Annotated in this window: 19 protein-coding genes and 1 pseudogene; 7 read left to right on the top strand and 13 right to left on the bottom strand. The window is 78.6% G+C overall.

Annotated features, from left to right (window positions below; translation table 11 throughout):
* The first annotated feature begins 10 nt into the window (after positions 1–10).
* Positions 11–766, top strand: coding sequence for an AzlC family ABC transporter permease (locus tag WDZ17_RS16060; protein WP_339576191.1), 756 nt, complete (start codon positions 11–13; stop codon positions 764–766).
* Complete coding sequence (locus WDZ17_RS16055) at positions 763–1,065, top strand: AzlD domain-containing protein (RefSeq protein ID WP_339576190.1); 303 nt, start codon at positions 763–765, stop codon at positions 1,063–1,065. The genes WDZ17_RS16060 and WDZ17_RS16055 overlap by 4 nt, the downstream gene beginning before the upstream one ends.
* Before the next feature lie 18 nt (positions 1,066–1,083).
* Here the strand turns inward: WDZ17_RS16055 and hepT are convergent, their stop codons facing one another.
* The 5 genes from hepT to WDZ17_RS16030 all read right to left on the bottom strand — a co-directional run bounded on the left by hepT (position 1,084) and on the right by WDZ17_RS16030 (position 4,498).
* Positions 1,084–1,524 (bottom strand): type VII toxin-antitoxin system HepT family RNase toxin, encoded by a 441-nt coding sequence (gene hepT, locus WDZ17_RS16050; protein WP_339576189.1) that lies wholly within the window; start codon positions 1,522–1,524, stop codon positions 1,084–1,086.
* Positions 1,521–1,949, bottom strand: a complete 429-nt coding sequence (locus tag WDZ17_RS16045; protein WP_339576188.1) for a hypothetical protein — start codon at positions 1,947–1,949, stop codon at positions 1,521–1,523. Before WDZ17_RS16045 ends, hepT begins: the two co-directional genes overlap by 4 nt.
* Before the next feature lie 66 nt (positions 1,950–2,015).
* On the bottom strand, positions 2,016–3,005 hold the full coding sequence (locus WDZ17_RS16040) for a sensor histidine kinase (protein ID WP_339576187.1): 990 nt from the start codon (positions 3,003–3,005) through the stop codon (positions 2,016–2,018).
* Positions 3,002–3,730 carry a response regulator transcription factor gene (locus WDZ17_RS16035; protein WP_339576186.1) on the bottom strand — a complete coding sequence of 243 codons (729 nt, stop codon included), beginning with the start codon at positions 3,728–3,730 and terminating at the stop codon, positions 3,002–3,004. The genes WDZ17_RS16040 and WDZ17_RS16035 overlap by 4 nt, the downstream gene beginning before the upstream one ends.
* Before the next feature lie 24 nt (positions 3,731–3,754).
* A complete protein-coding gene (locus tag WDZ17_RS16030) occupies positions 3,755–4,498 on the bottom strand; it encodes a hypothetical protein (RefSeq protein ID WP_339576185.1) in 744 nt (247 codons plus the stop codon).
* Between the two features lie 238 nt (positions 4,499–4,736).
* Here WDZ17_RS16030 and WDZ17_RS16025 point away from each other — a divergent pair, with 238 nt between their 5' ends.
* From WDZ17_RS16025 to WDZ17_RS16010, 4 genes are all read left to right on the top strand, one after another.
* Positions 4,737–5,459 carry a hypothetical protein gene (locus WDZ17_RS16025; RefSeq protein ID WP_339576184.1) on the top strand — a complete coding sequence of 241 codons (723 nt, stop codon included), beginning with the start codon at positions 4,737–4,739 and terminating at the stop codon, positions 5,457–5,459.
* 134 nt (positions 5,460–5,593) lie between these two features.
* Positions 5,594–6,526, top strand: a complete 933-nt coding sequence (locus WDZ17_RS16020; protein ID WP_339576183.1) for a hypothetical protein — start codon at positions 5,594–5,596, stop codon at positions 6,524–6,526.
* Positions 6,523–6,978, top strand: a complete 456-nt coding sequence (locus WDZ17_RS16015) for a GntR family transcriptional regulator (RefSeq protein ID WP_339576182.1) — start codon at positions 6,523–6,525, stop codon at positions 6,976–6,978. Before WDZ17_RS16020 ends, WDZ17_RS16015 begins: the two co-directional genes overlap by 4 nt.
* A 78-nt stretch (positions 6,979–7,056) precedes the next feature.
* The gene (locus WDZ17_RS16010) at positions 7,057–7,929 is read left to right on the top strand and encodes a DUF559 domain-containing protein (protein ID WP_339576181.1); all 873 of its coding nucleotides are present in this window, start codon (positions 7,057–7,059) and stop codon (positions 7,927–7,929) included.
* Positions 7,930–8,039: 110 nt separating this feature from the next.
* Here WDZ17_RS16010 and WDZ17_RS16005 read toward each other — a convergent pair whose 3' ends face one another.
* Positions 8,040–8,978 carry a hypothetical protein gene (locus WDZ17_RS16005; protein WP_339576180.1) on the bottom strand — a complete coding sequence of 313 codons (939 nt, stop codon included), beginning with the start codon at positions 8,976–8,978 and terminating at the stop codon, positions 8,040–8,042.
* Between the two features lie 183 nt (positions 8,979–9,161).
* Between WDZ17_RS16005 and WDZ17_RS16000 the strand changes: the two genes are divergently transcribed.
* On the top strand, positions 9,162–10,076 hold the full coding sequence (locus tag WDZ17_RS16000) for an NAD-dependent epimerase/dehydratase family protein (protein WP_339576179.1): 915 nt from the start codon (positions 9,162–9,164) through the stop codon (positions 10,074–10,076).
* Positions 10,077–10,230: 154 nt separating this feature from the next.
* Here the strand turns inward: WDZ17_RS16000 and WDZ17_RS15995 are convergent, their stop codons facing one another.
* The 7 genes and pseudogenes from WDZ17_RS15995 to WDZ17_RS15965 all read right to left on the bottom strand — a co-directional run bounded on the left by WDZ17_RS15995 (position 10,231) and on the right by WDZ17_RS15965 (position 21,445).
* Positions 10,231–11,511, bottom strand: a complete 1,281-nt coding sequence (locus WDZ17_RS15995; RefSeq protein ID WP_339576178.1) for a TIGR02679 family protein — start codon at positions 11,509–11,511, stop codon at positions 10,231–10,233.
* A gap of 10 nt (positions 11,512–11,521) precedes the next feature.
* Positions 11,522–15,775 carry a TIGR02680 family protein gene (locus WDZ17_RS15990; protein ID WP_339576177.1) on the bottom strand — a complete coding sequence of 1,418 codons (4,254 nt, stop codon included), beginning with the start codon at positions 15,773–15,775 and terminating at the stop codon, positions 11,522–11,524.
* Entirely contained in the window at positions 15,772–17,235 is a 1,464-nt protein-coding gene (locus tag WDZ17_RS15985; RefSeq protein ID WP_339576176.1) for a TIGR02678 family protein, read from the bottom strand. Before WDZ17_RS15985 ends, WDZ17_RS15990 begins: the two co-directional genes overlap by 4 nt.
* Positions 17,232–18,728, bottom strand: a complete 1,497-nt coding sequence (locus WDZ17_RS15980; protein ID WP_339576175.1) for a TIGR02677 family protein — start codon at positions 18,726–18,728, stop codon at positions 17,232–17,234. The genes WDZ17_RS15985 and WDZ17_RS15980 overlap by 4 nt, the downstream gene beginning before the upstream one ends.
* Before the next feature lie 134 nt (positions 18,729–18,862).
* Complete coding sequence (locus tag WDZ17_RS15975; RefSeq protein ID WP_339576174.1) at positions 18,863–19,348, bottom strand: type II toxin-antitoxin system prevent-host-death family antitoxin; 486 nt, start codon at positions 19,346–19,348, stop codon at positions 18,863–18,865.
* 68 nt (positions 19,349–19,416) lie between these two features.
* Positions 19,417–19,782: pseudogene (locus WDZ17_RS15970) on the bottom strand (ROK family protein); the annotation flags it as partial.
* Positions 19,783–19,822: 40 nt separating this feature from the next.
* Positions 19,823–21,445, bottom strand: a complete 1,623-nt coding sequence (locus WDZ17_RS15965) for an Ig-like domain repeat protein (RefSeq protein ID WP_339576173.1) — start codon at positions 21,443–21,445, stop codon at positions 19,823–19,825.
* Positions 21,446–21,511: the final 66 nt, after the last annotated feature.

Raw genomic sequence — 21,511 nt, 5'->3', positions numbered from 1 at the left:
CGTCCTGCCCGTGGACGCAGAGCGTGACCTCTCCGCGGCGGGAGCGGTGCCCGCGGTCGACGCCCCGTCGGGCCGCCCGCGCGGCGTCCTGCGCGACGCGCTGGGCGTCGGCGCGGCGACGGGCGCGTACGGCGTGTCCTTCGGGGCGCTCGCGACCGCCGCCGGGCTGTCGACGTGGCAGGCGGTCGCGCTGTCGGCGCTGATGTTCACCGGCGCCAGCCAGTTCGCGCTCGTGGGGGTGCTCGGCGCGGGCGGGTCGGCGCTGGGCGCGGCCGCGACGGCGACCCTGCTCGGGACCCGCAACGGGCTCTACGGGCTCCGGCTGGCGTCGTTGCTGCGGGCGCGCGGACCGCTGCGGCTGCTGGCCGCGCACCTGACGATCGACGAGTCCGCGGCGATGGCGCTCGGGCGCCGCGAGCCGCGCAGCGCCCGCTGGGCGTTCTGGGCGACCGGCGCGTCGGTCTTCGTCTGCTGGAACGCCGCCACCGTGGCCGGGGCCCTCGGCGCCGACGCGCTCGGGGACCCGACGGCGCTCGGCCTGGACGCGGCCGCGCCGGCGGCCTTCGTGGCGCTCCTCCTGCCGCTGCTGCGCGGCCGGGGCGACGTCGCCCTCGCCCTGGGCGCGGCCGTGCTGGCGCTCGCGCTGACGCCGGTGCTGCCGGGCGGGCTGCCGGTCCTCGGCGTGGGAGCCGTCGCGCTCGTCGTCGGCCTCGCGCTGCCGGTGCGCCGGTCCGGGCGCGCGGCCGGGGCGGGGGAGGCGTCGTGACGTGGCTCGCGGTGCTGCTCGGCGCGGTCGGCTGCTACCTGCTGAAGCTCGCCGGGGGGCTGCTGCCGGAGGAGGTGCTGGAGTCCCCGCGGGTCCGGCGCGTCACCGGGATGCTGCCCGTCGTCCTGCTGGCCGCGCTGGTCTCGACGCAGACCGTCGGCGACGGGCGCGACGTCGTGCTCGACCCGCGCGCCGCGGGGGTGGCCGTCGCGCTCGTCGCGGCGCTGCTGCGGGCGCCCTTCCTGCTCGTCGTCGCGCTGGGGGCCGGGACGGCGGCGCTCGTGCGGCTGCTCGGATAACGGCCCGGTCCCGGCCTGTCAGGAGCTTCGGCGCACGAGGAAGGCGGCCACGGCGGTGACGTAGTCGCGGTACCCGTCGAGGGCGAGGGGTACCGCGGCGGCGACCCGGTCGAGGTCCAGCTGCGCGTACTCGTGCACGATCACGTCGCGCAGCCCCGCCGAGGGTGCGAGGCGGTCACCGAGCTCCTGCGGCAGCGCCCCGGCGTCGACCGCGGCCTGGAAGGACGACCGGTAGTCCGCCGGCGCACGGCCCAGCTCCGCCACCGCGACGTGCGCGTTGACGTCCACGGCGAGGTCGACGACGCGGCTGAGCAGGCGCTCGACCGCCGCCGCGAGCAGCGCGTCGTCCCGCAGCCGGGCGGCGTCGAGCCGTCCGGCGGAGGCGAGGGTCGTGAGTGCGCCGTCGACCAGGTCGAGCTCGGCGTGGACGACCCCGAGGTCCAGGTCCGGCGGGCTCATCGGCCGGCCAGGAGCTCGAGGTCCCAGCGGCGGAGCCGCTCGGTCTCCATCTCGGTCGTGAGAGCGGCCATCTGGGCCGTGGCGTGCAGGCCCGGGGATGCCTCGAACAGCGGTTCCGCGCCCGGGCCGAGTGCCCTGCTCCGGGCGACCACCCCGGCGCGGCCCAGGTCCATGACGTCGACGGCGTCGAAGGCCAGGAGGTCCGTGAGTGCGACGACGACGGCGACGACGTCACCGCGGGCCGGGCCGAAGCGCACGGCGACGTCGAGGTCGCGGGCCGGGGGAGCGCCGTCAGGGGCGGCGCGCACCGCGCTGCCGAAGGCCGTGACGAGGTCGACGTCGTGGCGCCCGCAGAGCGCGGCGAGCCGACCGTCGCCCGCCGCCGCCCGGAGCCGGGTGAGCGCCTGCGCCGCTGTCGTGCTCACGGTCGGAGGGTAGGGCTCGGGAAGCAGGTCCGGGTCGGGGAAGCAGGACCGGCAGCGGCGAGGCGTTCAGGACGCCGCGCCGTCCTCGGGCGCCGCCCCCGGCAGGTCGAGGCGCACGACCGTGCCGCGGCCGACCCGGCTCTCGGCCGTCGCCGTCCCGCCGTGGGCCTCGGCGACGGCGCGCACCAGCGGCAGGCCGAGGCCGCTGCCCGGCACGCCGCGCACGCCGCGGCTGCGGAACAGCTCCTCCCACACGTGCGGCAGGTCCTCGGCCGCGATGCCGGGGCCGGTGTCGGCGACCTCGACGAGCACCCGCCCGGCCTGGTCGCGGGCGCGGACCTCGATCGTCCCGCCCGCCGGGGTGTACTTCACGGCGTTGTCGACGAGGTTCGCCACGGCCAGGCCGAGCAGGTCCTCGTCGCCGTCGACGGCGGGCAGCGGCCACGGCGCGCGCGGCAGGCTCACGCGGACGTCGCGGCCCTCGGCGCCGCCCATCTCCCGCACCGTCTCGACGGCCTCGACGAGGACGGCCGCCAGGTCGACCGGCCGGCGCTCGACGCCGCGCAGCTCGACGTCGGCGATCTTGCGCAGGTCCGCGGTCAGCCGGCTCAGCCGCACCACCTGCTCGTCGATGCTGCGCAGCCCCGCGCCCGTCCCGGGGTCGCGCGCCACGTCCTCGTCGGCGGCGACGTTGGCGACGGCCGCCCGCATGGCCATGAGCGGGTTCTTCAGCTCGTGGTCCAGCCGCGACAGCAGCAGGCGGCGGCCCTCGGCGGCGCGCTCCTCGGCCGCGGCCACCCGCGCGTCGGCGGCCCGGCGGCCCCGCGCGGCCGCCCGCCGCGTCGTGACGACGACGAGCACGGCGACGGCGGACAGCAGCGCCCCGGCGGCCAGGAGCCAGTCGCCCGCGAGGGCGCTGACGTCGACGCGGTCGTCGGGGACCTCACCGGTCGCCGTCAGCACCCGGACGACGACGCCGACGACGAGCGGCACGAGAGCCAGCGCGAGCCACGGGAGAAGTCGAGGACGGCGCTGGCGATCCGGCGGGGCGCTCACGCCGCGGTCACGTGGGCGCTGAAGCGGTAGCCGACGCCGGGGACCGTGGTGATGAGCGGCTCGTCGTCGGCCTGGGCGCCGCCGTCGCGCGCCGGCCCCTCCAGCGCGCGCCGCAGCTCGGCGACGCGGGTGTCGACGGTCCGGGTGCTGGACTGGAACGTCCACCCCCACACCGCCTCCAGCAGCCGCTCCCGGGTCATCAGCTCGTCGGGGTGCGTCATGAGGTAGGCCAGCAGGGACGTCGCGCGCGGCGTCAGCACCACCTCGGTGCCGCCGCGCGTGACCCGGCCGGAGACCCTGTCCAGCACCACGTCCCGGCTGCGCAGCCGCTGCGCCGCGGTGAGCGGGGCGCTGCCGCCGGCGGTGCCGCGGCGCAGGACGGCGCGGATCCTCGCCACCAGCTCGTGCGGGTCGAAGGGCTTGTTGAGGTAGTCGTCGGCGCCCTCCTCGAGCGCCATCGCCCGCTCGGCGGACTCCCCGACCTGCGTCAGCAGGATGATCGGCATCGGCCGCCGCTCACGGCGCAGCCGCCGCAGCACCTCTCGCCCGTCGAGGCCCGGCATCAGCACGTCGAGGACGACGAGGTCAGGGGTGGCGCCCTCGACGCGGCGCAGGGCCTCCTCGCCGTCGCGCGCCACGACGACGTCGAAACCGCTGCGCTGCAGGAAGGGCGCGAGGTTGTCCGTGATCGCCGACTCGTCGTCGACCAGGAGCACCGTCGTCACCGCCGGCTCCTCACCGCGGCACGCTCACCGGACGGACAGCGTGAGCGTGTACGCCACGCCGTCGTCGGGGGAGGCGATGCCGACGGCGTAGTCGCCGTCCGCGGGCAGGTCCCACCGGCCGCTCGGCGCGTTGCTCATCGTCGTCTTCAGCGGCGTCCCGTCCGGCGCGACGAGGTCGAAGCCGACCTCGTCGCCCGCGGAGGTGATGGTGATCGCCGCCTCCTGGCCGGCCGAGGCGGCGAAGACGTAGCGCTGGTGCTGGCCCGAGGAGGCCTGGCCGCGCACCGTGGTCGACGTCTGCCCGGCCGGGAAGCGGATCTCCTGCACGCCGGTCCCGCTCGTCGGCCCGTCGCCCGGGGCGGGGGTGGCGGTGTCGTCGTCCGAGGGCTCGTCGGAGCCGTCGCCGGTGCTCGCCCCGGGCCCCGGGGCCGCGGTCGGCGACGTCGTCGACCCCGACCCCGACCCCTCGTCGGCGTCCGAGCCCCCGTCCGAGCCCCCGTCCGAGCTGCCGTCCGAGCCCCCGTCTGGGCTGCCGTCTGGGCTGCCGCCCGAGGACGTCCCCGCGCTCGGCGTCGCCGCGTCGGTCGGCGCCGGGCTGGTGGTCGCTGCGGACACCGAGGGGGTCGCGGACGCCGAGGCGCTGGGGGGCGACGCGCTCGGGGACGCGGCGGCGCCGTCGTCCACGGAGCCCTGGAAGGAGCACCCGGAGAGCACGAGGGCCGTGACGGCGAGGGCGGGCAGCGTCTGCGGGGCGGAGGACCAGCGCATGCCTCGGACGATAGGACCGCCGCGGACGCCTCTCGCGCCGGGACGGGGGCCCCGATCGGGTGCTCGCCGCAGCGTCCTGCGGATCCCGGCCCGGGCTGTGACGAGGTGGTGACACGTCGTGGCGGGACGGTGTCGCGAGCGCCACGGGCCTGCCGCACCGGCTTCCTAGCGTCGTCCACGAGGTCGCAGACGGCGGCCGCCTCCCCCCGGGGAGGAGCTCGACCAGGAGGTCAGCACCATGCGCAGCACCAGGACCAGCACCCGTCGCACCACCGTCGCGGCGCTCGCCGCGGCCCTCGTCGCCGTGGGCGGCGGCACGGCAGCCGCCCAGGCCGCGAGCGGGGCGTCCGCCCAGCGCATCACCTTCGGCGCCGGCGCCACGAGCGCCCCCGTCAGCGGGGACGTCACCGCCGACGGCGAGGCGTCCTACGTCTTCGGGGCCCACGCGGGCCAGGCGGCGGACGTCCACTTCGAGGGGCCGGCGGACAGCTACTGGACCCTCGTGGGCCCGGACGGCAGCCCGCTGCACACCGGGCACACCGAGCAGCAGGAGGACGCCGCGATCACCCTCCCGCGGACGGGCGACTACGCCCTCGACGTCCAGAGCGCGACGGCCGGCTCGTACGAGCTCGACCTGACGATCCCGGCGCCGATCCGGTTCGCCCCCGGCGCCACGTCGCGGACCGTCTCGGGCGCCGTCTCCCCGTCCCAGGGCACCGACGACGCGTACTCCTTCCGCGCCCGCGCCGGTCAGGAGGCGACCGTCGACTTCTCCAGCGACACGGGGAAGGCCACCTGGTCGCTCGTCGCGCCCGACGGCTCGCCCCTGCACGACGGCATGACGGAGGACCAGGGGCACGCCGAGGTGCGGCTGCCGGCCAGTGGCGTCTACGACCTCGTGGTCTCCAGCGACGCCGGCCCGACCGGCTACGCGCTGACGCTGGGCATCGCCGCGGGCTGAGCGCACCCAGCTCCTCGGGCGTGACGGGGGCACCGTGGGGACGAGTCCCGCGGTGCCCCTGGCGTCCCGCCCGACGAGCGCGGCGGCGGGGACGTTCGCGTTGTGTCAATCACTTGACACATCGGTGCAACGACGTGGATGCTCGCCTCCTGCTCGTCGTCCCTCGGGAGGTCGTCGTGTCTGCCCTTCTCGCGCTGCTGCCCCTGCTCGTGCTCGTCGTCGCCCTCGCCGTCGGCCTCGCTGTCCGTGCGGCGGCGCGAGCGCCGCTCCCGGCGGCGGACCACCCCCTCGTCCGGCGGGCGGCGCTGCGCGCAGGTGCCGCCCGCTGGACGGGCGCGGCGGTCGGCGTCGTCGCCGCCCTCGTCCTCGCCTCGGCGGGGACGCTCGGCCGCGGACCGCTCCTCGCGCCGGCGGCCCTGGGTCTCGGGGTCCTGGCCGGCGTGCTCGTCGGCGAGCTCGCGGTCCGGCCGCGACGGACGGGCGTCCGCAGCGCCTCGCTCGAGACCCGCCGGGTACGGGACCTCCTGCCGCGGCCGACGGCGGCAGTGGTCGCCGCCACGACGGTCTTCCTGCTCGGGCTGCTCGTGGTGACGACCGCCACCGCCTCGCCCGACGACCTCGGCCGTCCCGGGCGCTCCCTGGCGGGCTCCTGCTCGGCCGGCACGTCCTTCGCCCGCGGTCCGTGGCCGGGCTCCTACTACAGCCTCCCCCTGGCCGTCGCCGTCCTCGTCGGCCTGCTCGCGGCGGCACTCGTGCTGCGACGCGTCGCGGCCCGTCCGGCGGTCGGCGGCACCCCCGAGCTCGACGAGGCCGACCTCGTGCTCCGCCGCCGCGCCGGAGCGGCGGTCACCGCCGCCGTCGGCGTCCTCGTGAGCGCGCCGCTGGCCGGCGTCCTGGCCGTCTCGGCGGGGGTGGCGGGAGGGCTCGACTGCCCGAGCGGTGCGTGGCAGGCCCTCACCGTCGTGCTGGTGGCCGCGCTGCCCGTGTCCGTCGCGGTGCTGGGCTGGTGCGCCGCGGTGCTCCTGGTCCCGGGCGGTGCGGTGCGGCGCGCGTCCGTCCCGGCGTGAGCGAGCCCCTGCGGCTCGTCGTCGCGGACGACGACCCGACACCGCCCTACGAGCAGGTCCGCGCCCAGCTCGCGGGCCTCGTCACGGCCGGGCTGCTGCCCGTGGGGGCGCGGCTGCCGCCGCTGCGCCAGCTCGCGGCCGACCTCGGGCTCGCCGTCGGCACGGTCGGCCGGGCGTACCGGGAGCTGGAGTCCGCGGGGCTCGTCGTCTCCCGGCGTGGCGGCGGGACCCGGGTCGCCGCGCCGCCCGCGGACGCCGTCCCCAGCCGCACCGGACCGCGGCTGGAGGCGCTGGCGTCCCGGCTCGTCGCGGACGCCCGCGGGCTCGGCGCCGACGACGACGAGGTGCTCGCCGCGGTGCGCGCGGCGCTGGGACGGCGTCCGCGCGAGGAGCCGACGCCGGCGGGCGTCCCTCCCTCGAGTCCGACGGCGCGCAGGTCTCCCGGTCGTTGATCCTGCACAGCGTCGGACTCGAGCGGTCGTCCACAGGCTCCGCGGCACGGAGGCGGCAGGTCCGCGAGGGTGCGCCGCGTGCCGCGCCGCCTGCCTGTCCCCGACGACGTCGTCGGGGTGCCGCTGACGACGGAGCAGCTGCTGACGCGGGTGACGCGCGGCCAGCTCGCCGGGCCGGCCTTCCGGTCGGTGACGCGGGGCGTGCACGTCACCGCCGCGACGCCGGACGACCACGGGGTGCGCGCCCGCGCCGTCCTGCAGGCGATCCGCGGCCCGGCGGCGCTCGGCGGGCTCTCCGCGGCGTGGGCGTACGGCGTCCACGAGGCCGGTGACGGCGACCCCGTGCTCGTGCTGGCGCCCCGGCCGGCGCCACGCTGCCGCGAGGGCGTCGACGTCCATCAGTGCGCGCTGCCGCGTGAGGACGTCGTCCGCACCCGGCTGGGCTGGGTGACGACGCCCCGGCGGACGGTCGTCGACCTGCTGCGGACGCTCCCCATGCCCCGCGCGCTCGTCACCGCCGAGGCGGTGGCGCACCGGTGCGGCACGAGGGTCGAGGACGTCCTGGCCCAGGTCGAGCGCCAGCGCGGCGGCCGGGGGCTCGCGCTCGCCCGCGAGCGGGTGCGTCGGCTGGAGCCCGAGGCCGAGTCGCCGCGCGAGACCGCGCTGCGGCTGCTGCTCGAGGACGCCGGGCTGCCGCCCTGCGTCGTCCAGCACGTGGTCCGCGACGCCGGTGGTGCCTTCGTCGCCCGCCTCGACCTGGCGTGGCCCGGCCACCGCGTCGCCGTCGAGTACGACGGCGACCACCACCGCGGGCGGGAGCAGCACAGCCTCGACCTCGCCCGGCACAACCGCCTGCGCGCCCTGGGGTGGACGGTGCTGCAGGTGGACGCCCGGGTGCTCGCCGAGCCGGCCGAGCTGCTGCGGCAGCTGCGCAGCCTGCTCGCGGCGTGAGTCCGACGTCGCGCAGGATCCCCGGCTCGTGGTCGTGCAGGACGTCGGACTCGCCGGCGAGAGCACCGGGGTCGGTCGCGACGGCGCCGGGACGAGGCCGTCGCGACCGGTCAGCCCACGGGCTCGTGCCGGGCCGGCGGCTGGACGCTCGGGGCGGCGGCGCGGGCGCGCACGAGCATGAGGAGGTCGGTGACGTCGTCGACCTGGTGCACCTCCCCGGGGCAGACGGGGCGCTCGAGCAGCGTGGCGAGCCGGGGCGCGACCTCCTCGACGGGCAGCGCCTCGAGCTGCTGCCCCTCGTCGGAGGGGAGCGTGGACGCCATCTCCTGGCGCAGCCGCCCCGCCCGGCGTCCGGTGAGGAGCCCGAGGTCACGGATGCCGCCGCCGAGGGCGTGGTCGACCAGCACCAGCAGGGCGTGCTCGCGTCCCCGCTCGGCGTAGAGCACACCGAGCGACTCCTGATGCGTCGCCGGCGAGGACCACCGCCAGGCGCTGACGACGCGCGGACGCCCGACGGCCGCCGCCCAGGGCCTCTCGGTCAGCCCGGCGGCGGCGAGCCGGTCGGCGGCCCCGCCGGCGGCCGTCCGTACCGGCGGCAGGCCCAGCGAGGAGAGCACGCGGAGGGCGGCCAGCGCGTCGACGTCGGCCCGCGCGGCGAGGCGCTCGACGACCTGCAGCGACGTCGCGAGCTCGTCGGCGATGTCGTCCTCGTCGCCCTGTTCCACCGCCCCGTCCACGGCCCCGCCCTCGGGGGGGTCGGGAGACGTGTCGTCGTCGAGCTGCCGCAGCAGCTCCGCGGCGACGTCGCCGTCGAGCTCCAGGCCGGCCGTGACGACGCTCATGGGCCCCAGCACGCCCGTGACGGCGAGCTCGGCCTCGAGTCCTGTGCGCGCGGCGCCGACGTCGCGGCACAGCACCGCGGCGACGAGCGATGCGAGGTCGCCGTCCGCCGGGGCGACGTCGACCGGCGGTGGCTCGACGGGGGCCGGGGTCGGCGTCGGGCGTCGCGTGGCGTCTCGGCGGGGCGCGGTCCTGCGTCGTCGGCTCATCAGCGGCATGGTGCCCCGTCCGGCCGGGGACCGGCGTCGCCGAGTCCGACGTGATGCAGCGTCCTCGGCGTCCGGCCCTGCGGTGCGTCGGACTCGCGGCGCCCGCCGGCGCACGGGCCTCTGCCGTGTCGTCCCGCGCAGGAGCGAGCGGCGCGACGAGGCGACCGCTGGCAGGGTGGCGGCATGTCGGAGACCCCTGCGGACACGTCCCCCGTCGTCGTCGTGACCGGTGCCAACGGGCTCGTGGGCGAGGCGGTGTGCCGCGCGCTGCGCGAGCGGTCGGCGACCGTGCGCGCCGTCGTCCGCTGCGAGGGCGCCGCCCCGGTGCTCGAGGGCGTCGAGGAGCACGTCGGCGACTTCGCGGACGAGGCCTTCGCCCGCGAGGTCGTGCGGGGCGCCGACGCCGTCGTCACGACCGTCCACCCGATGGGCTCGCCGCGGGAGGCGCAGCACGCGGTCGCCGTCGAGGGCACGCCGGTGCTCGCCCGCGCGGCGGCGGCGGCCGGCGTCGAACGGCTGGTGCACCTGTCGACGGCCGGCGTCTACGACCGCTCGGCCGGCGTGGGCGACGTCGCCGAGGACGGCCCGCTGCTGCCCGACGGCAGCGGTGACTACCCCGACACCAAGAACGCGACCGACGCCGCGCTGGCGCAGGTCGAGGGCCTCACGACGGTGCTCGTGCGCCCGCCGGCGATCCTGGGGACGGGGGAGTCCTCGGTGTGGAACACGCTGCGGCCGGCCGAGGTCCGCGACGGCGAGCGCTCGGAGAACCCCGCGAAGACGTGGTCGTGGGTGCACGTGCACGACCTCGCGGACCTCGTCGCGGACGTCGCGGTCGGTGCCGTCGCGACCGCCGACGACCCGGCGCGCGGCCCGGTCGCGGGGGCGACGACGCCGGTGCTCGTCGCGGGGGAGGCGGCCACCTGGCGCGACTACCTCGGCACCGTCTGCGACGCGCTCGGCGTCGAGCCGGCGTGGACGGACGACGAGGTCTGGACCGGGCAGCTGCTCACCGACCGGGCGCGCGGGTGGGGCTGGGCGCCGCGGGTGAGCCTCCCCGAGGCGCTGGCCGAGCTGCGGCAGGGGATCCCCGGCTGAGCGCGCGCCGTGGGCGGGACCGACCCGACGACCGGCGTCGGCCCCCGACGAGGCGCCGCTCGTCCCTGCGGCCGCCCGCGGGGGAGCCCCGCGCAGGTGCCCCGCGCAGGTGCACGCCCGCTCCTCCGGTCGCCGGCGCAGGTCGCCGGCACCGTCACAGGTCGTCCAGCAGCAGCGCGAGCACGGCCTCCTCGTGGACGGCGACGCCCCGGCGGCGCATCGCGGCGGACAGCCGCTCGTCCCACGGCGTGCGGACGGGCGCACCCGCCAGCGGGAGCCCACCGCCGTCCTGCGCCGCGACGGCCGCCGTGTAGTCCTCCGCGGACAGGCGCCACGGCCGGGCGCCGCGCGCCAGCACGCGGCCGGCGATGGCGACGCCCGGCCAGTCGAGGTCGCCGTGGTAGCGGACGTCGGCGCCGCCCTCGACGAGACGGTCGAGCAGCAGCCACCCGGCCGCGGACGGGTTCCCCGACGTGCAGACCACCGGCCCGGCCGCGTCGGCGCGCGCCGCCGCCTGCAGCACCTGCGGGTTCTCGCAGACCGACACGACGGCGCCCGGCCGCGCCGGCGTCGCCCCGGCGGCCGCGGGCGAGCCCAGCTCCTGCACCGTCAGGTGTGTCACGAGCCCGAGGTCGGCGCGGGCGCGCAGCGACGCCGACCACGCGTTGTCACCCGGTGGTCGCAGCCCCCACGTCAGCACGGTGCCGGACACGGCGTCGGCCGCGACCCCGACCGCCGCCCACAGCCGCCGTCGGTCGGCCGGCGACTCGGGCGGCGCCTGGCCGTGGGCGGCCGCGACGCCGCGCAGCACCAGCGCCGCCAGCGGGCGCCCGTCGTCCAGGGCGTGGGCGTCGCCGGTGGCCGACGACGCGAGCGCGCCGAGGTCCCGCGCCTCGCGGGGCAGGTCGTCGCCGCCGAGCGGCAGCGCGGCGAGCACGCGCGTGGCCGCGGCGACCAGCGGCGCGACGTCGTCGGGCGGCAGCCGGGTGAGCAGGCCGGTGCGCCGCAGGTCCTCCCGCCACGCCGGAAGCCACGCCGCCGTGGCGAGGCCGGCCCGGGCGGTGGCCTCGTCCAGCGCCGCCCACGTCCCCGCGCGCTCGGCGGCGCGGCGCTCGCGCGCGGCACTGCGGTCCACCACGGGGCCGACCAGCTCGACGACGACGGCGAGCAGCCCCCGCCGGGCGGCCGAGGCCCGCAGCGCCTCGTCCAGGCGGGACAGGTGCACCCGCACCGGGCCGGCGCGCAGCGGCGCCCGCAGGAGGTCCCCGAGCCGGTCGGCGCCCGTCTCGTCGAGGTCGACGTCGAACGCGCCGCGCGGCTCGAGCCGGTTCTTCTCCAGCCGCGTGCGGCACTCGCGCCACAGGACGGCGAGGGACGGGTCGGCGAGGTGCTCGCGCAGCGCCGTGGGCAGCGGCGCGGGGTCCGGGGACCTCACCCGGCCCCCGTCATCGGGCCGCCCGCAGGTGCCGCACGCGCCCGTCCCAGTGCACGTGCGTCGTCACCGCGGCGGTGCCGGGCGCGCGCCGCACCTCGTAGGCGTCGAGGCTCGGCACCTGCGGGTAGCAGCCCCACAGCGCGTGGCCGGTCATGACGAAGTCGAGGTCGAGGCGCACCAGCAGGCCCATGAGCTCGCCGATCGTCCGGTCGTCCACCTTGGCGAAGGCGTCGTCGAGCAGCACGAGCCGCAGCGCCCGCGCGGTGTCGGGCAGCCCGGAGAGGTAGGCGTCGGCGGCGGCGAAGAGCGTGACGTAGGAGACGAAGCGGGTCTCGCCCTGGCTGAGCTTGGCGCGCCGCGTGATCCGCCGCTCCTGGCTCGGGTTCGGCCCGGTGATGACGACCTCCATGGCGTGCCACGAGCGGTAGTCCAGCGCCTGGCGCAGCGCGACGGCGTAGCCGGCGGTCGGGTCGGCGGCGAAGGCGTCCTCGACGCGCCGCTCGATGAGACCGACGAGCTCCTCGGTCTCCTCGGGCGGACGCACGGCCGTGGAGGTCCGCACGAGCTCGCGCAGCCGGGCCGTCGGGCTGCCGGCGGGCTCGTCGAGGTGCCAGCGCAGGCGGACGCCGATGCCGTGGCTCGTGCGGATGCCGCCCAGCGAGGCGTTCATCGCGTCGACGAGCTGCGTGGCCTGGCGGATCCGGCGCCGCAGCTCCTCGGCGACGCCGCCGAGCAGGAAGCGGGTGAACACGTCGCGCTCCTGCCGGCTCAGCGCCCCGCGGCCGGCGTCGCGCTGGCGGACCAGCTCGGCCGCGGCGGCCGCGGCGTGCCGGGTGCCGGTCGCGTCGGTGACGAGCACGAGGCGGACGCCGTCCTCGAGCCTGGCCTCGACGTCGAGGTTGCCGACGACGTCGCGCTCCAGCGTCGTCTGCGCACGGACGAGCGCGTTCTCGTCGGCCGTCCGGGAGGGCAGGGCGCCGAGCACCCTGCGCGCCGACGCCGCGGTGACGTCGGCGTCGCCGCCCAGCGGCAGGGACGCGGCGAGCAGCGCGGCGAGGTCCGGCAGCGGCGCGACGAGCGCGGGCGTGCCGAGGCGGCGCCGCAGGACCTCGGCGGCGCCGGACAGGTCGCCCCGGCGGGCGGTGGCGTCCTCGCGCGCGTGGTCGGCCTGCACCTGCGCCGCCGAGGCCTGCTCGGCGACGCGCTGCAGGTGCGGACGGGCGCGGTCGAGATCCGTGCGGGTGCGACGGCGCTCGCCCTCGGCCGCGCGGATGCTCGCGAGCACCTGCGCGGCCTCGGCACCGACGTGCTCGCGCAGGGTCGCGACCTCGGCGGCCTCGCGCGCCCACTCCCCGTGCGCCGCGTCCGCCGCACGCTCGGCGTCCTCGCGCTCGCCGGCGCGGGCCGCCAGCACCTCGGTGCTGCGGTCGGCGCGGCCCGTCCGCGCGGCCACGTCGTCGAGCGCCTCCGCGAGCCCGCGGCACCGCTCGCGCGCCAGCCCCGCCGCGGCGACGACGTCCGCGAGCCCGGCGACGTCCTCCGGCAGGCCCACGCGCTCGCACCGCGCTCGGTGGTCGCGGGCCGCCGACAGCCAGGCCGTGCGCTGCTCGGCGGCGCGGGCGTGCAGCTCCCGGGCGCGGCGGGCCCGCTCGTCCGCGGCCCGCCGGCCCGCCACCGCCTGCGCGCGCCGGCGGACCAGCGCGGTCGACCGGGGAGCGGCGTCCTCGGCCGCCCGCACCGCGCTCTCGTCGTCGGCGAGGACGCCCCGACGGCGGGCCCGCTCGGCCGCGGCGAGGTCGAGCGTCGCCAGCTCGTCGGCGACCTCGGCGAGCCGCTGCGCGCGGTAGGCGGCCCGCGCGCCCGCCCCGACGTGACGCGAGGCGGGCACGGCGTGACGCCCGGTGAGAGGGCCCGCGCCCCAGGCCCCGTCGCGGTCGACCCAGAAGCCCTCTGCCCGGGGGCCGAGCGCGACGCGCGCCAGCACGTCGTCGACCCCGGCGCGCAGGGCCTCGTCGTCGGTGTCGGCTCGCAGCACCGCTCGCGACGACCCCTCCACGGCGGGTCCGCGACCTCCCGCGAGCAGCTCGCCGGGTGCGGCCACGAGGACGCCGTCAGGGGTCAGCGACGCCGTCAGCAGCCCGGAGGCGAGCAGCGCCGCCTCCAGGCCGGCGCGCGCGGGTTCGTCCCCGGCGTCGTCGGTGAAGTCGAGCAGCCGCCACAGCGGCGTCGCGCCCTGCGGCGCGCCGCTCTGCCAGGCGGGCGCGGGCGGCTCGGGGTCGCGGGCCGCGCGCAGGGCCTCGGCCTCCGCGCGCAGCTCGGCGCGACGTCCCTCGGCCGCCCGCTGCTCCTCGCGCAGCGCGGCCGCCCGGTCGGCCAGGCGCTCGCGCGCCGGCCGTGCCGCCGCCGCGGGGACGGCCGCCAGCGCCCGCAGGTCCTCGTCCTCGTCCTGGCCGGCGCCGGTGAGGGTCTCGACGTCGAGCAGCACGTCGTGGGCGTCCGTCGTCGACCAGTCCACCTCTCCCAGCGCGGACGTCGTCGCCCCCGCCTGCGTCCAGCCGCGCCAGGCCTGGGCGAGGGCGACGGCGGCGTCGTCGCGCTCGCGCACCTCGGCCTCGGCGGCGGCCTCGGCCGCGCGGGCCTCCTCGTCCGCCTCCTCGGCGCGTCGACCGGCGTCCTCGGCCTGCCGCTCCTGGCGCTCGACCCCGGTGGCGTCGCCCCGGCGTGCCGCGGCGACCCCCTGCCGGTCGGCGGCCGCCCGGCCGGCAGCGCGCGCCGCGACCGCGGCGGCGGGGACGTCGTCCGGCTCGACGGCGAGCCCGGGGGCCCCCGGCCGCGTGACCGTCTCGGGATCGCCCTCGAGGACGGTCCGCACCGTCGCCGCCTGCGCCGCGGCCCCCTGCACGTGGGCGGTGACCGCGCCGGGCAGCGCCCCGGTGCCGAGGCCGGCGGCGCGCAGCTGCTCCCGGGCACCGTCGAGCCGTCCCCCCGCGGCCCGCGCGGCCTCGACGACGTCGGCGGCCCGGCCGGCGGCGTCCTCGGCGGCACCGCGCTCGGCGGAGCGGGCGGTCGCGGCCTGCCGGACCTCGCTGCGCGCCAGCCGCTCCAGCGCCACCACCCGGCGCTCGCGCTCGTCGATCTGCTGGGCGCTGCGGTAGGCCGCCGAGTCGCGCAGCCCGGCGAGCGTGGCGACGAGCTCCTCCTCGAGCCCGACCAGCTCGCGCACCTGCTCCTCGGCACGGCCGCGCCCCACGAGCAGCCGCTCGTGCTCGGCGCGCCGGCTCTCGGCCGTGCTCTCGGCCGCCGCCAGCGCCTCGACGGCCTCCTGCGTGGTCGACGCGGCCGCGTGCAGGACGCCGGAGGCGTAGCGCGCGTAGACGGCCACGAACGCCTCGACCGCCGCGGCGTCGGCCTCGAGCCGCCCCTGCGCCTGGCGGGTCTCCTCGAGCCCGTCGAGCTGCTCGCCGGCGCGCTGCAGCTCGGCCTCGGCCAGCGGGGGCAGCGCCTCGGACAGGATCGTCGGCAGGCGCCCCTCGTCGATGCGGTTGCCGACGTCGGGCGAGCGCAGCGTGTGCAGCAGCTGCAGCAGGCCCTCGTAGCGTTCCGCGCCGACGTCGCCGGTGAGCCCGAACACGCTGCCGCGCACGCGTTCGCGGTGCTGCTCGGGGGAGGCGGTGACCCGGTCGGCGCCGACGAGCTCGGTGAGCGCCTCGCGGGAGAGCGGCTGGCGGTCCTCGCCCAGCAGCGCCAGCTCGTGCCCCACGCGCAGCGGCGTGGTGAAGTACCAGGCCCGCGCCTCCGTGGTGGACGTCGAGAAGCGCACCAGGGCACCGACCGTCAGGACCTCGCGGCCGTCGTCCCCCGACCGGCCGGCGCCGTGGTCGTCGGGGGAGCGGTCCGCGACGTCCGTGAGGTCCCGCTCGCGGGCGAGCTCGAGCCACACGTACCCCAGCCGGTTGCCGCTCTCGGGGCCGCCAGCGCGCATGAGGTCCTCCAGCCGCACCCGGCCGGAGCCGGTGGCGTCCATGCGACGCCGGTCGGCGTCGAGCAGGAACGGCAGCAGCAGCTCCAGCGCCCGCGACTTGCCGGAGCCGTTGGTGCCCCGCAGCACCAGCCGACCGCCGGAGAGGTCGAAGGTCTCGTCGTAGTAGTGCCAGACGTTGACGAAGCCCGCCCGCTGCATCCGCCACCGGTGCGGGTGGTGCTGCGCGGGCGTCTCGTCCGCGGTGCCGGCGGACGTCCCGGGGGAGCGGTCGAGCACGGTCACGGGTCCTCCAGGTCGAACAGCGACGCCTCGGCCTCGGGCGGGGGGACGTGCGTGGACGGTCGGCCGGACGGCGCCGGGGTGGTGCGCTCGCCGGCGGCGGCACGACGACGGGCGCGGGTCGGCTCGGCGCGCTGCGGGTCGGGGCGGTAGCGGGCGGCAGCAGGGTGGACGACGAGCCCGGCGTCGGTGCTGCGGGCCAGCGACAGCGACTCCAGCAGGGTCACCACCTCCGAGCGCAGCCGCGGCACGTCCGTCGCCAGCGCCTCGGCCCAGGCGGCGGCGTTGCGCCCGGCGAGGTCCGTGAGCTCCTCGTCGACGAGCGCCCACGGCGCGAGGACGCCGGGCCGCTCCCGCCCGTCGACGAGGGCCGTCGTGCCGGCCTCCGGGCGCGTGCGGTCCAGCAGCGCGTCGAGCAGCAGGAGCGCCGCCTGCCGGACCGTCCCCGGCCCGGGGAAGACGACGTCGGTGACCTCGCCGTCGGGGTCGTAGGCCAGGGCCCCTTCGGCACGGACCTCGAGGGTCAGGCCGAAGAGGTCGTCGAGCACCCGGCCGAGGTCGCGGCGGTCGCGCGACAGGGCGTCGGCCTCGCCCGGCGAGAGGTCCTCGCGGCGCACGAGCGGGTCCTCGACGAGCCGGCGCCGCAGCGACCGGCGCTCCGCACCCGGGACCTGGGCCTCCGTAGCCTGCGTGTCCGGGCCCTCGGCGGTCGTGTCCTCGGCCGTCCCGGCCTCGGCTGCCCCGAGCCCCGGCTCCGCCGCCGCGCCGACCTCGCCCTCGGGCTCCGGCCCGGCGGCCGGCTCCGGGTCGGCCCCGGGGTCCGGCTCGCGGCTCGCGGTGGGGGCGCCCGGGCGCAGCGCGTCCTGCAGGGGCCTGGCCAGCAGGTGGGGCAGCAGGGGCCGGTGCACGGTGAGCAGCGCCTCGTCGCGCCGCTCGCCCCAGGCGCCGACGCTGCCGTCGGTCTCGGTGAGCACGCCCCAGCCCACGAGCACCTCGACGGCGGCGACGAGACGGCGTCGTTCGGCGAGCGAGTCCCCGACCTCGATCCCCGCGGCCGCGGCGTCCGCGCGCACCTGCTCGACCAAGGCGGAGACGAGGACCTGCTCGCCGACGTCGGGGGCCAGCAGCCCGGCGGCCAGCAGGCTCAGGTAGGCGTACGTGCGGGGGGCCAGCGGCACGTCCCCGCGGCGGAGCGGGCGCGACGGCGCCCCCGGGGCGGGCGGTGCCTTGACGAGGCGCGCGAACGACGCCTCGACGACGAGCGTGCAGCCGAGCTGCGTGGCGAAGGCCTGCCGCAGCGCCGCGGAGTGCCGGCGGACGAGCGTCAGCGTCTGCGGCGCCGTCGACGCCGTCACGAACGGCGTGACGAGCAGCGCGCGGGCGGCCTCGCGACGTTCGGCGGCGTCGTGGGCCTCGGTGGACGCGAGCGCGGACGCCGCGTCCGTGCCGGGGGGCGGGCTCACGTGCCCCACCGCCGCTCGTCCTGCGTGCTCGCCGGCTCGCCCGTCGCCCGGCGCGCCTGCAGCCGCAGCCCGTGCACCGCGGCGCTGCCGTCCGGCGCGTGGACGACCGTCGCCGCGTCCGGCGCGGCGCTCACGCGCACGACGAGGTCGAGGTCGTCGTCGGTGGCCTCGACGGGCGCGGTCAGGAGGGGGTCGACGGCGAGGAGGTCGGCGACGCGGTCCAGGAGCATGTCGCGTGCGGCGGGGGAGACGGTCGCGCCGTGGAGGTCCCCGGCCGCGGCGAGCTCGGCCGCCGCGGCCCGGCGCTGGGCGAGCTCGTCCTCGGCCTCGGCGAGCAGCCGCTCGCGGTCGAGCCCGGGGTCGGGGACCCTCGGCGTCGCCCCCCGCGCGGCGCGGTCGCCCCTCTCGCGCAACGAGACCGGGACGTCGACGGGCGCGGCGTCCCACCACGACGTCGTCGCGGACCCGTGCGCGTCGGGCTCGTCGGGGCCGACGAGCAGGTGCCGCGCCGGCTGGGCGCCGAAGGTGGCGGCGAACAGGTGGTGCGCCTCCTCGTCGGTGCACCCGGTGAACCAGGCCGCGAGCCGCAGGAGGTCGCCGCGGCGGGAGACGCCGCCGCCGGCCGAGGTGATCATCCGCTTGGCGTTGGCGATGAGCTGGCCGAGCGCCTGCTCGGTCGCGCCGCGCAGCTGGGCCGGGCCGGAGCGCCCGCCGCCGCCGGTGTACCAGCCGGTGAGGCCCTCCCAGTCGGTGCGGGCTCGGCCCTGTGCCAGCAGCCCGCCGGCGGCCGCGGCGAAGGAGGGGAGGTCGGCGAGCAGGGCCAGCAGGCGGTCCAGGTGCGGCTCGAGGCGGCCGAGGCGCTCGACCACGGCCGGGGCGTGCCGGGCGACGTCGGCGCTGATGAGCTCGACGTAGTCCAGGAGCAGGCCCTTGAACGCCTCGTACTCCTCACCGGCGAGGTCGTAGCGGGACAGGCGCGTGGCGAGGAAGGCGTAGAAGTCCTTGACGCTGTCGGTGAAGAGGGCCTGGTTGGCGAAGACCGTCGTGACGTCGGCGGCCAGCGCCTCGACGTCCGGCTCGGGCGTGCCCAGCGCGGCGAGCAGCCGGTCGAGCGTCGCGACGGTCCCGCCGAGCAGCTCCCGGGCGACGTCGCGCGCGCCGTCGACCGCGTCGAGGACGGCGTCGACCTCGCGGTGCACCCGGCCGCCGAGCGGGGAGACCTGGTACCGGGCCCGCGAGCGCGTGTAGTCGCGGATGGTCGCGACGCGGGCGTCGTTCGGCGAGGCGACGAGGTTGCCCCACTCCAGCAGCTGCTCGCAGCGCTGCTGGGCCACCGCGACGTCCAGCGCCACGCCCCGCTCGGCCAGCGCGGACGCGACGTCCCCCGCGGACAGCTCGGCGAGCAGCGTGCCGGTGAACAGGCGCATGACGGCCAGGTACTCGGCCGACTGCTCGGCCGTGACGTACCGGTACAGCTGCGCGCGCTCCGCCATGGCCCTCCCTCCCGACGCACAGCACCGTAGGCGGAGGGCCCGGCAGCGGGCGGACGCCGCTCCTCCACCGGACGCGCCACGGGGCCGCCTCCTCGTCGCCGGCGCCTCCCCACGTGCACTTCGACGACTTCACGTCACCAGCAGGGCGTCTGGATCGCGAGAAGTCGTCGAAGTGCAAGGAGGGGGCGAGGCGGGCGGCCGCGGGTCTCGGTGTCGACGGCGGCGAGGACGCCGACGTGGAGCTCGGCGAGGGTGACGACGGAGACGGCGGTCTCCGCGAGCAGCGCCGCGACGTCCAGAGCCCGTCCGCACTCCCGGGTGATGAGGACGCTGGTATCGAGCACTGCCGGCCGCGTGGTCATGACGCGTCCAGCTCGTCGGTGGTCTCGCCCACCAAGGGCCCCGAGATCGGCGCGCAGGCCCGGGTCGGCCTGCCCGTGCCGCAGCAGGTCGGTGAGGTCTGCCCGCGAGAGGAACTGGCGGCGCCCGAGGCGGACGGGGCTGATCTCCGCGACCGGCGACCCGTTGACGGTGATGGTGGTGACTGACGTCCCGCCGGTGACCTGGCGCAGCACCTCGGCGGTGTGGTGGCGGAGGTCCAGCGAGGCGATCGTCCTCACGCGCGCGAACGTCGCCCCGCTGCCAAAGCTCGCCGTCGTGCGAAGTCGGGCCGGAAGCCTGCGTCGCTTCAGACGGCCGCGCGGGCGAGGACGTCGTCGACCCGTGACGGGTCGAGGGCCCAACGGGCGACGAGGTCGGCCATGCCGACGACGCCGACGTCCTGGGGGCGGTCGCTGGTGCGGATCCGCAGGTCGGCCGTCGCCAGGGGGAGCGAGAACGCCGCCACCCGCTCCCGAATACCCGCAAGCAGGTGCTCACCGGCCGCGGCGAGGTGGCCGGAGACGATGATCTCCGAGGGGTTGAGCAGGCTCACCGCACCGGCGAGGCCGATGCCGAGCACGCGGCCGGCCTCGCGGACCCGACGGACGGCGCGGGGGTCGCCGGCCTGCAGGCGGGCCACGACGTCGCGCACCTCGCTGACGTCGAGTCCGTCGGCGGCGAGGTCGCGGGCGAGGGCCGTCGAGCGCGGGCGCTCAGCGCACCCGCACCGTCCACGTCGCCGAGCGGCTGGGGGCGGTCGCCGCGTCGCCGGCGTGCTCGACGACGAACCGGTACGTGCCCCGGCGCAGCGCCGGCTGCGTCAGCGTGACGCGTCCCCCGCTCAGCGTGCCGCGGGCCAGCGCGCGGCCGCGGTCGTCGCGCAGGACGACGTCACCCGTCGGCGTGCCGGCGGGGGAGGTGACGGTGACGGCCAACGTCGTCGTCCGCCCGCGGGCCGGCGACGTCGTCGCGGGCTTCGCCGTCGTGGTCCCGGCGGCGCGGACGACGTCGACGCGCAGGGCCTGCGCCACGGGGAGCGCGGTGCCGCTGCCGTCGTAGGAGACCGTCACCGTGCGTCGGCCGGCCGGCAGCCTCGGCAGCGCGAGGCGCACCTCGCCGCGGACGAGCTCGGCCGACGTGCTGGTCCGGCCGTCGACGACGAGCCGGACGACGCCGGTCGCCGCGGCGCCGCCCGCGCGGACCCGCGCGACGACGACCTGCCCACCGGCCGTGGTCGGCGTCTTCGGCGGCACGACCTCGAGCGTCGCGACGTCCTTGGCGACCACGAGGCGCAGGGACGTCCGGGACGGCGCGACCGAGCGGTCGCCCGCGAAGGCGACGACGAGGTCGTGAGCGTCCACGGGCAGCACCGGCAGGGCCAGCCGGGTGCCGGCGTCCGACGCCGTCCCGCTCGCGAGGACGCGCTCGCCGAGGCGCACCTCCACCGGGCCGGCCGGCGTGACGGCGCTGCTCAGGCGGGCCTGCAGCACTCCCGCGCGCGAGGCCGTCGGCGCCGTGGTGACCGAGACGGCGGTGCTGCTGGCGACGCGCGCCACGTCGAGCGCCAGCGTGGTCGCGCCGGGGCTCGCGGCGCTGCCGCCGTCGTAGGCGACGAGCAGCCGGTGCTCGCCGCCGGGCAGGACGGGCAGCTCCACCCGCGCGCCGCCGTCGGCGACCGCGGCGGACGCCAGGCGCTCGCCGTCCTCGGAGACGACGACCGTGCCGTCGACGGCGCCCGCGCCGTCGAGGCGGACGTCGAGGACCGCGGGCGTCGCGGCGTCGGGCGGACCGCCCGCCGCGGTCGTCGCCGTCGCGGTGACGCCCGTGGACGTGCGGTCGTCCGCCACCGTGACGGCCCGGCTGGTGGTCGAGGCGGCCCAGTGCGCGGCGTCGGCCGGCACGAACTCGGCGCGCAGCGTCTGCTCCCCGCCGAGGACGGGGGTCGCCTCGACGGCGAAGGTTCCGTCGGCCCCCACGGGAGCGGTGGCGCGGGCGCCGGCCACGTCCACGGTCACGGAGCCCTGCGGCGTCACGGCGCCGGGGGCGACGGCGACGGTCCCGCGCAGCACGGTGGTGCGGCCGCGGGCGAGGTCGGCGTCCTCGACCGTCGTCGTCGTGGCCAGCGCGTCGTGCGTCTCGCCCGTCCGGGCGAGGCTGATGCGCGCCTCGACCCGCCCGCCGGTCAGCGCCCGCGTGCGGACCTCGACGCCGCCGCTCGCGCTGCGCCACACCTGCCCGGCGGGCAGGGCCCGGTCCAGGTCCGCGCCGCCCGCCTGGGCGGTGGGCGTCGCGTCCAGCGCCAGGGTCGCCGCGCTGCCGGCCACGGTCCGCAGCACGCGCAGTCCGGCGAGGGCGCCGAAGCGGGTCAGACATCCCAGGGGCTGGGGATGTCAAGCGGCGGC

Origin of the sequence: Pseudokineococcus basanitobsidens (genome assembly GCF_037482545.1) — a bacterium.
Taxonomy (GTDB): Bacteria; Actinomycetota; Actinomycetes; order Actinomycetales; family Quadrisphaeraceae; genus Pseudokineococcus; species Pseudokineococcus basanitobsidens.
The sequence above is the reverse complement of the archived record's forward strand: the minus strand, read 5'-3'. Positions and strand labels throughout refer to the sequence as shown.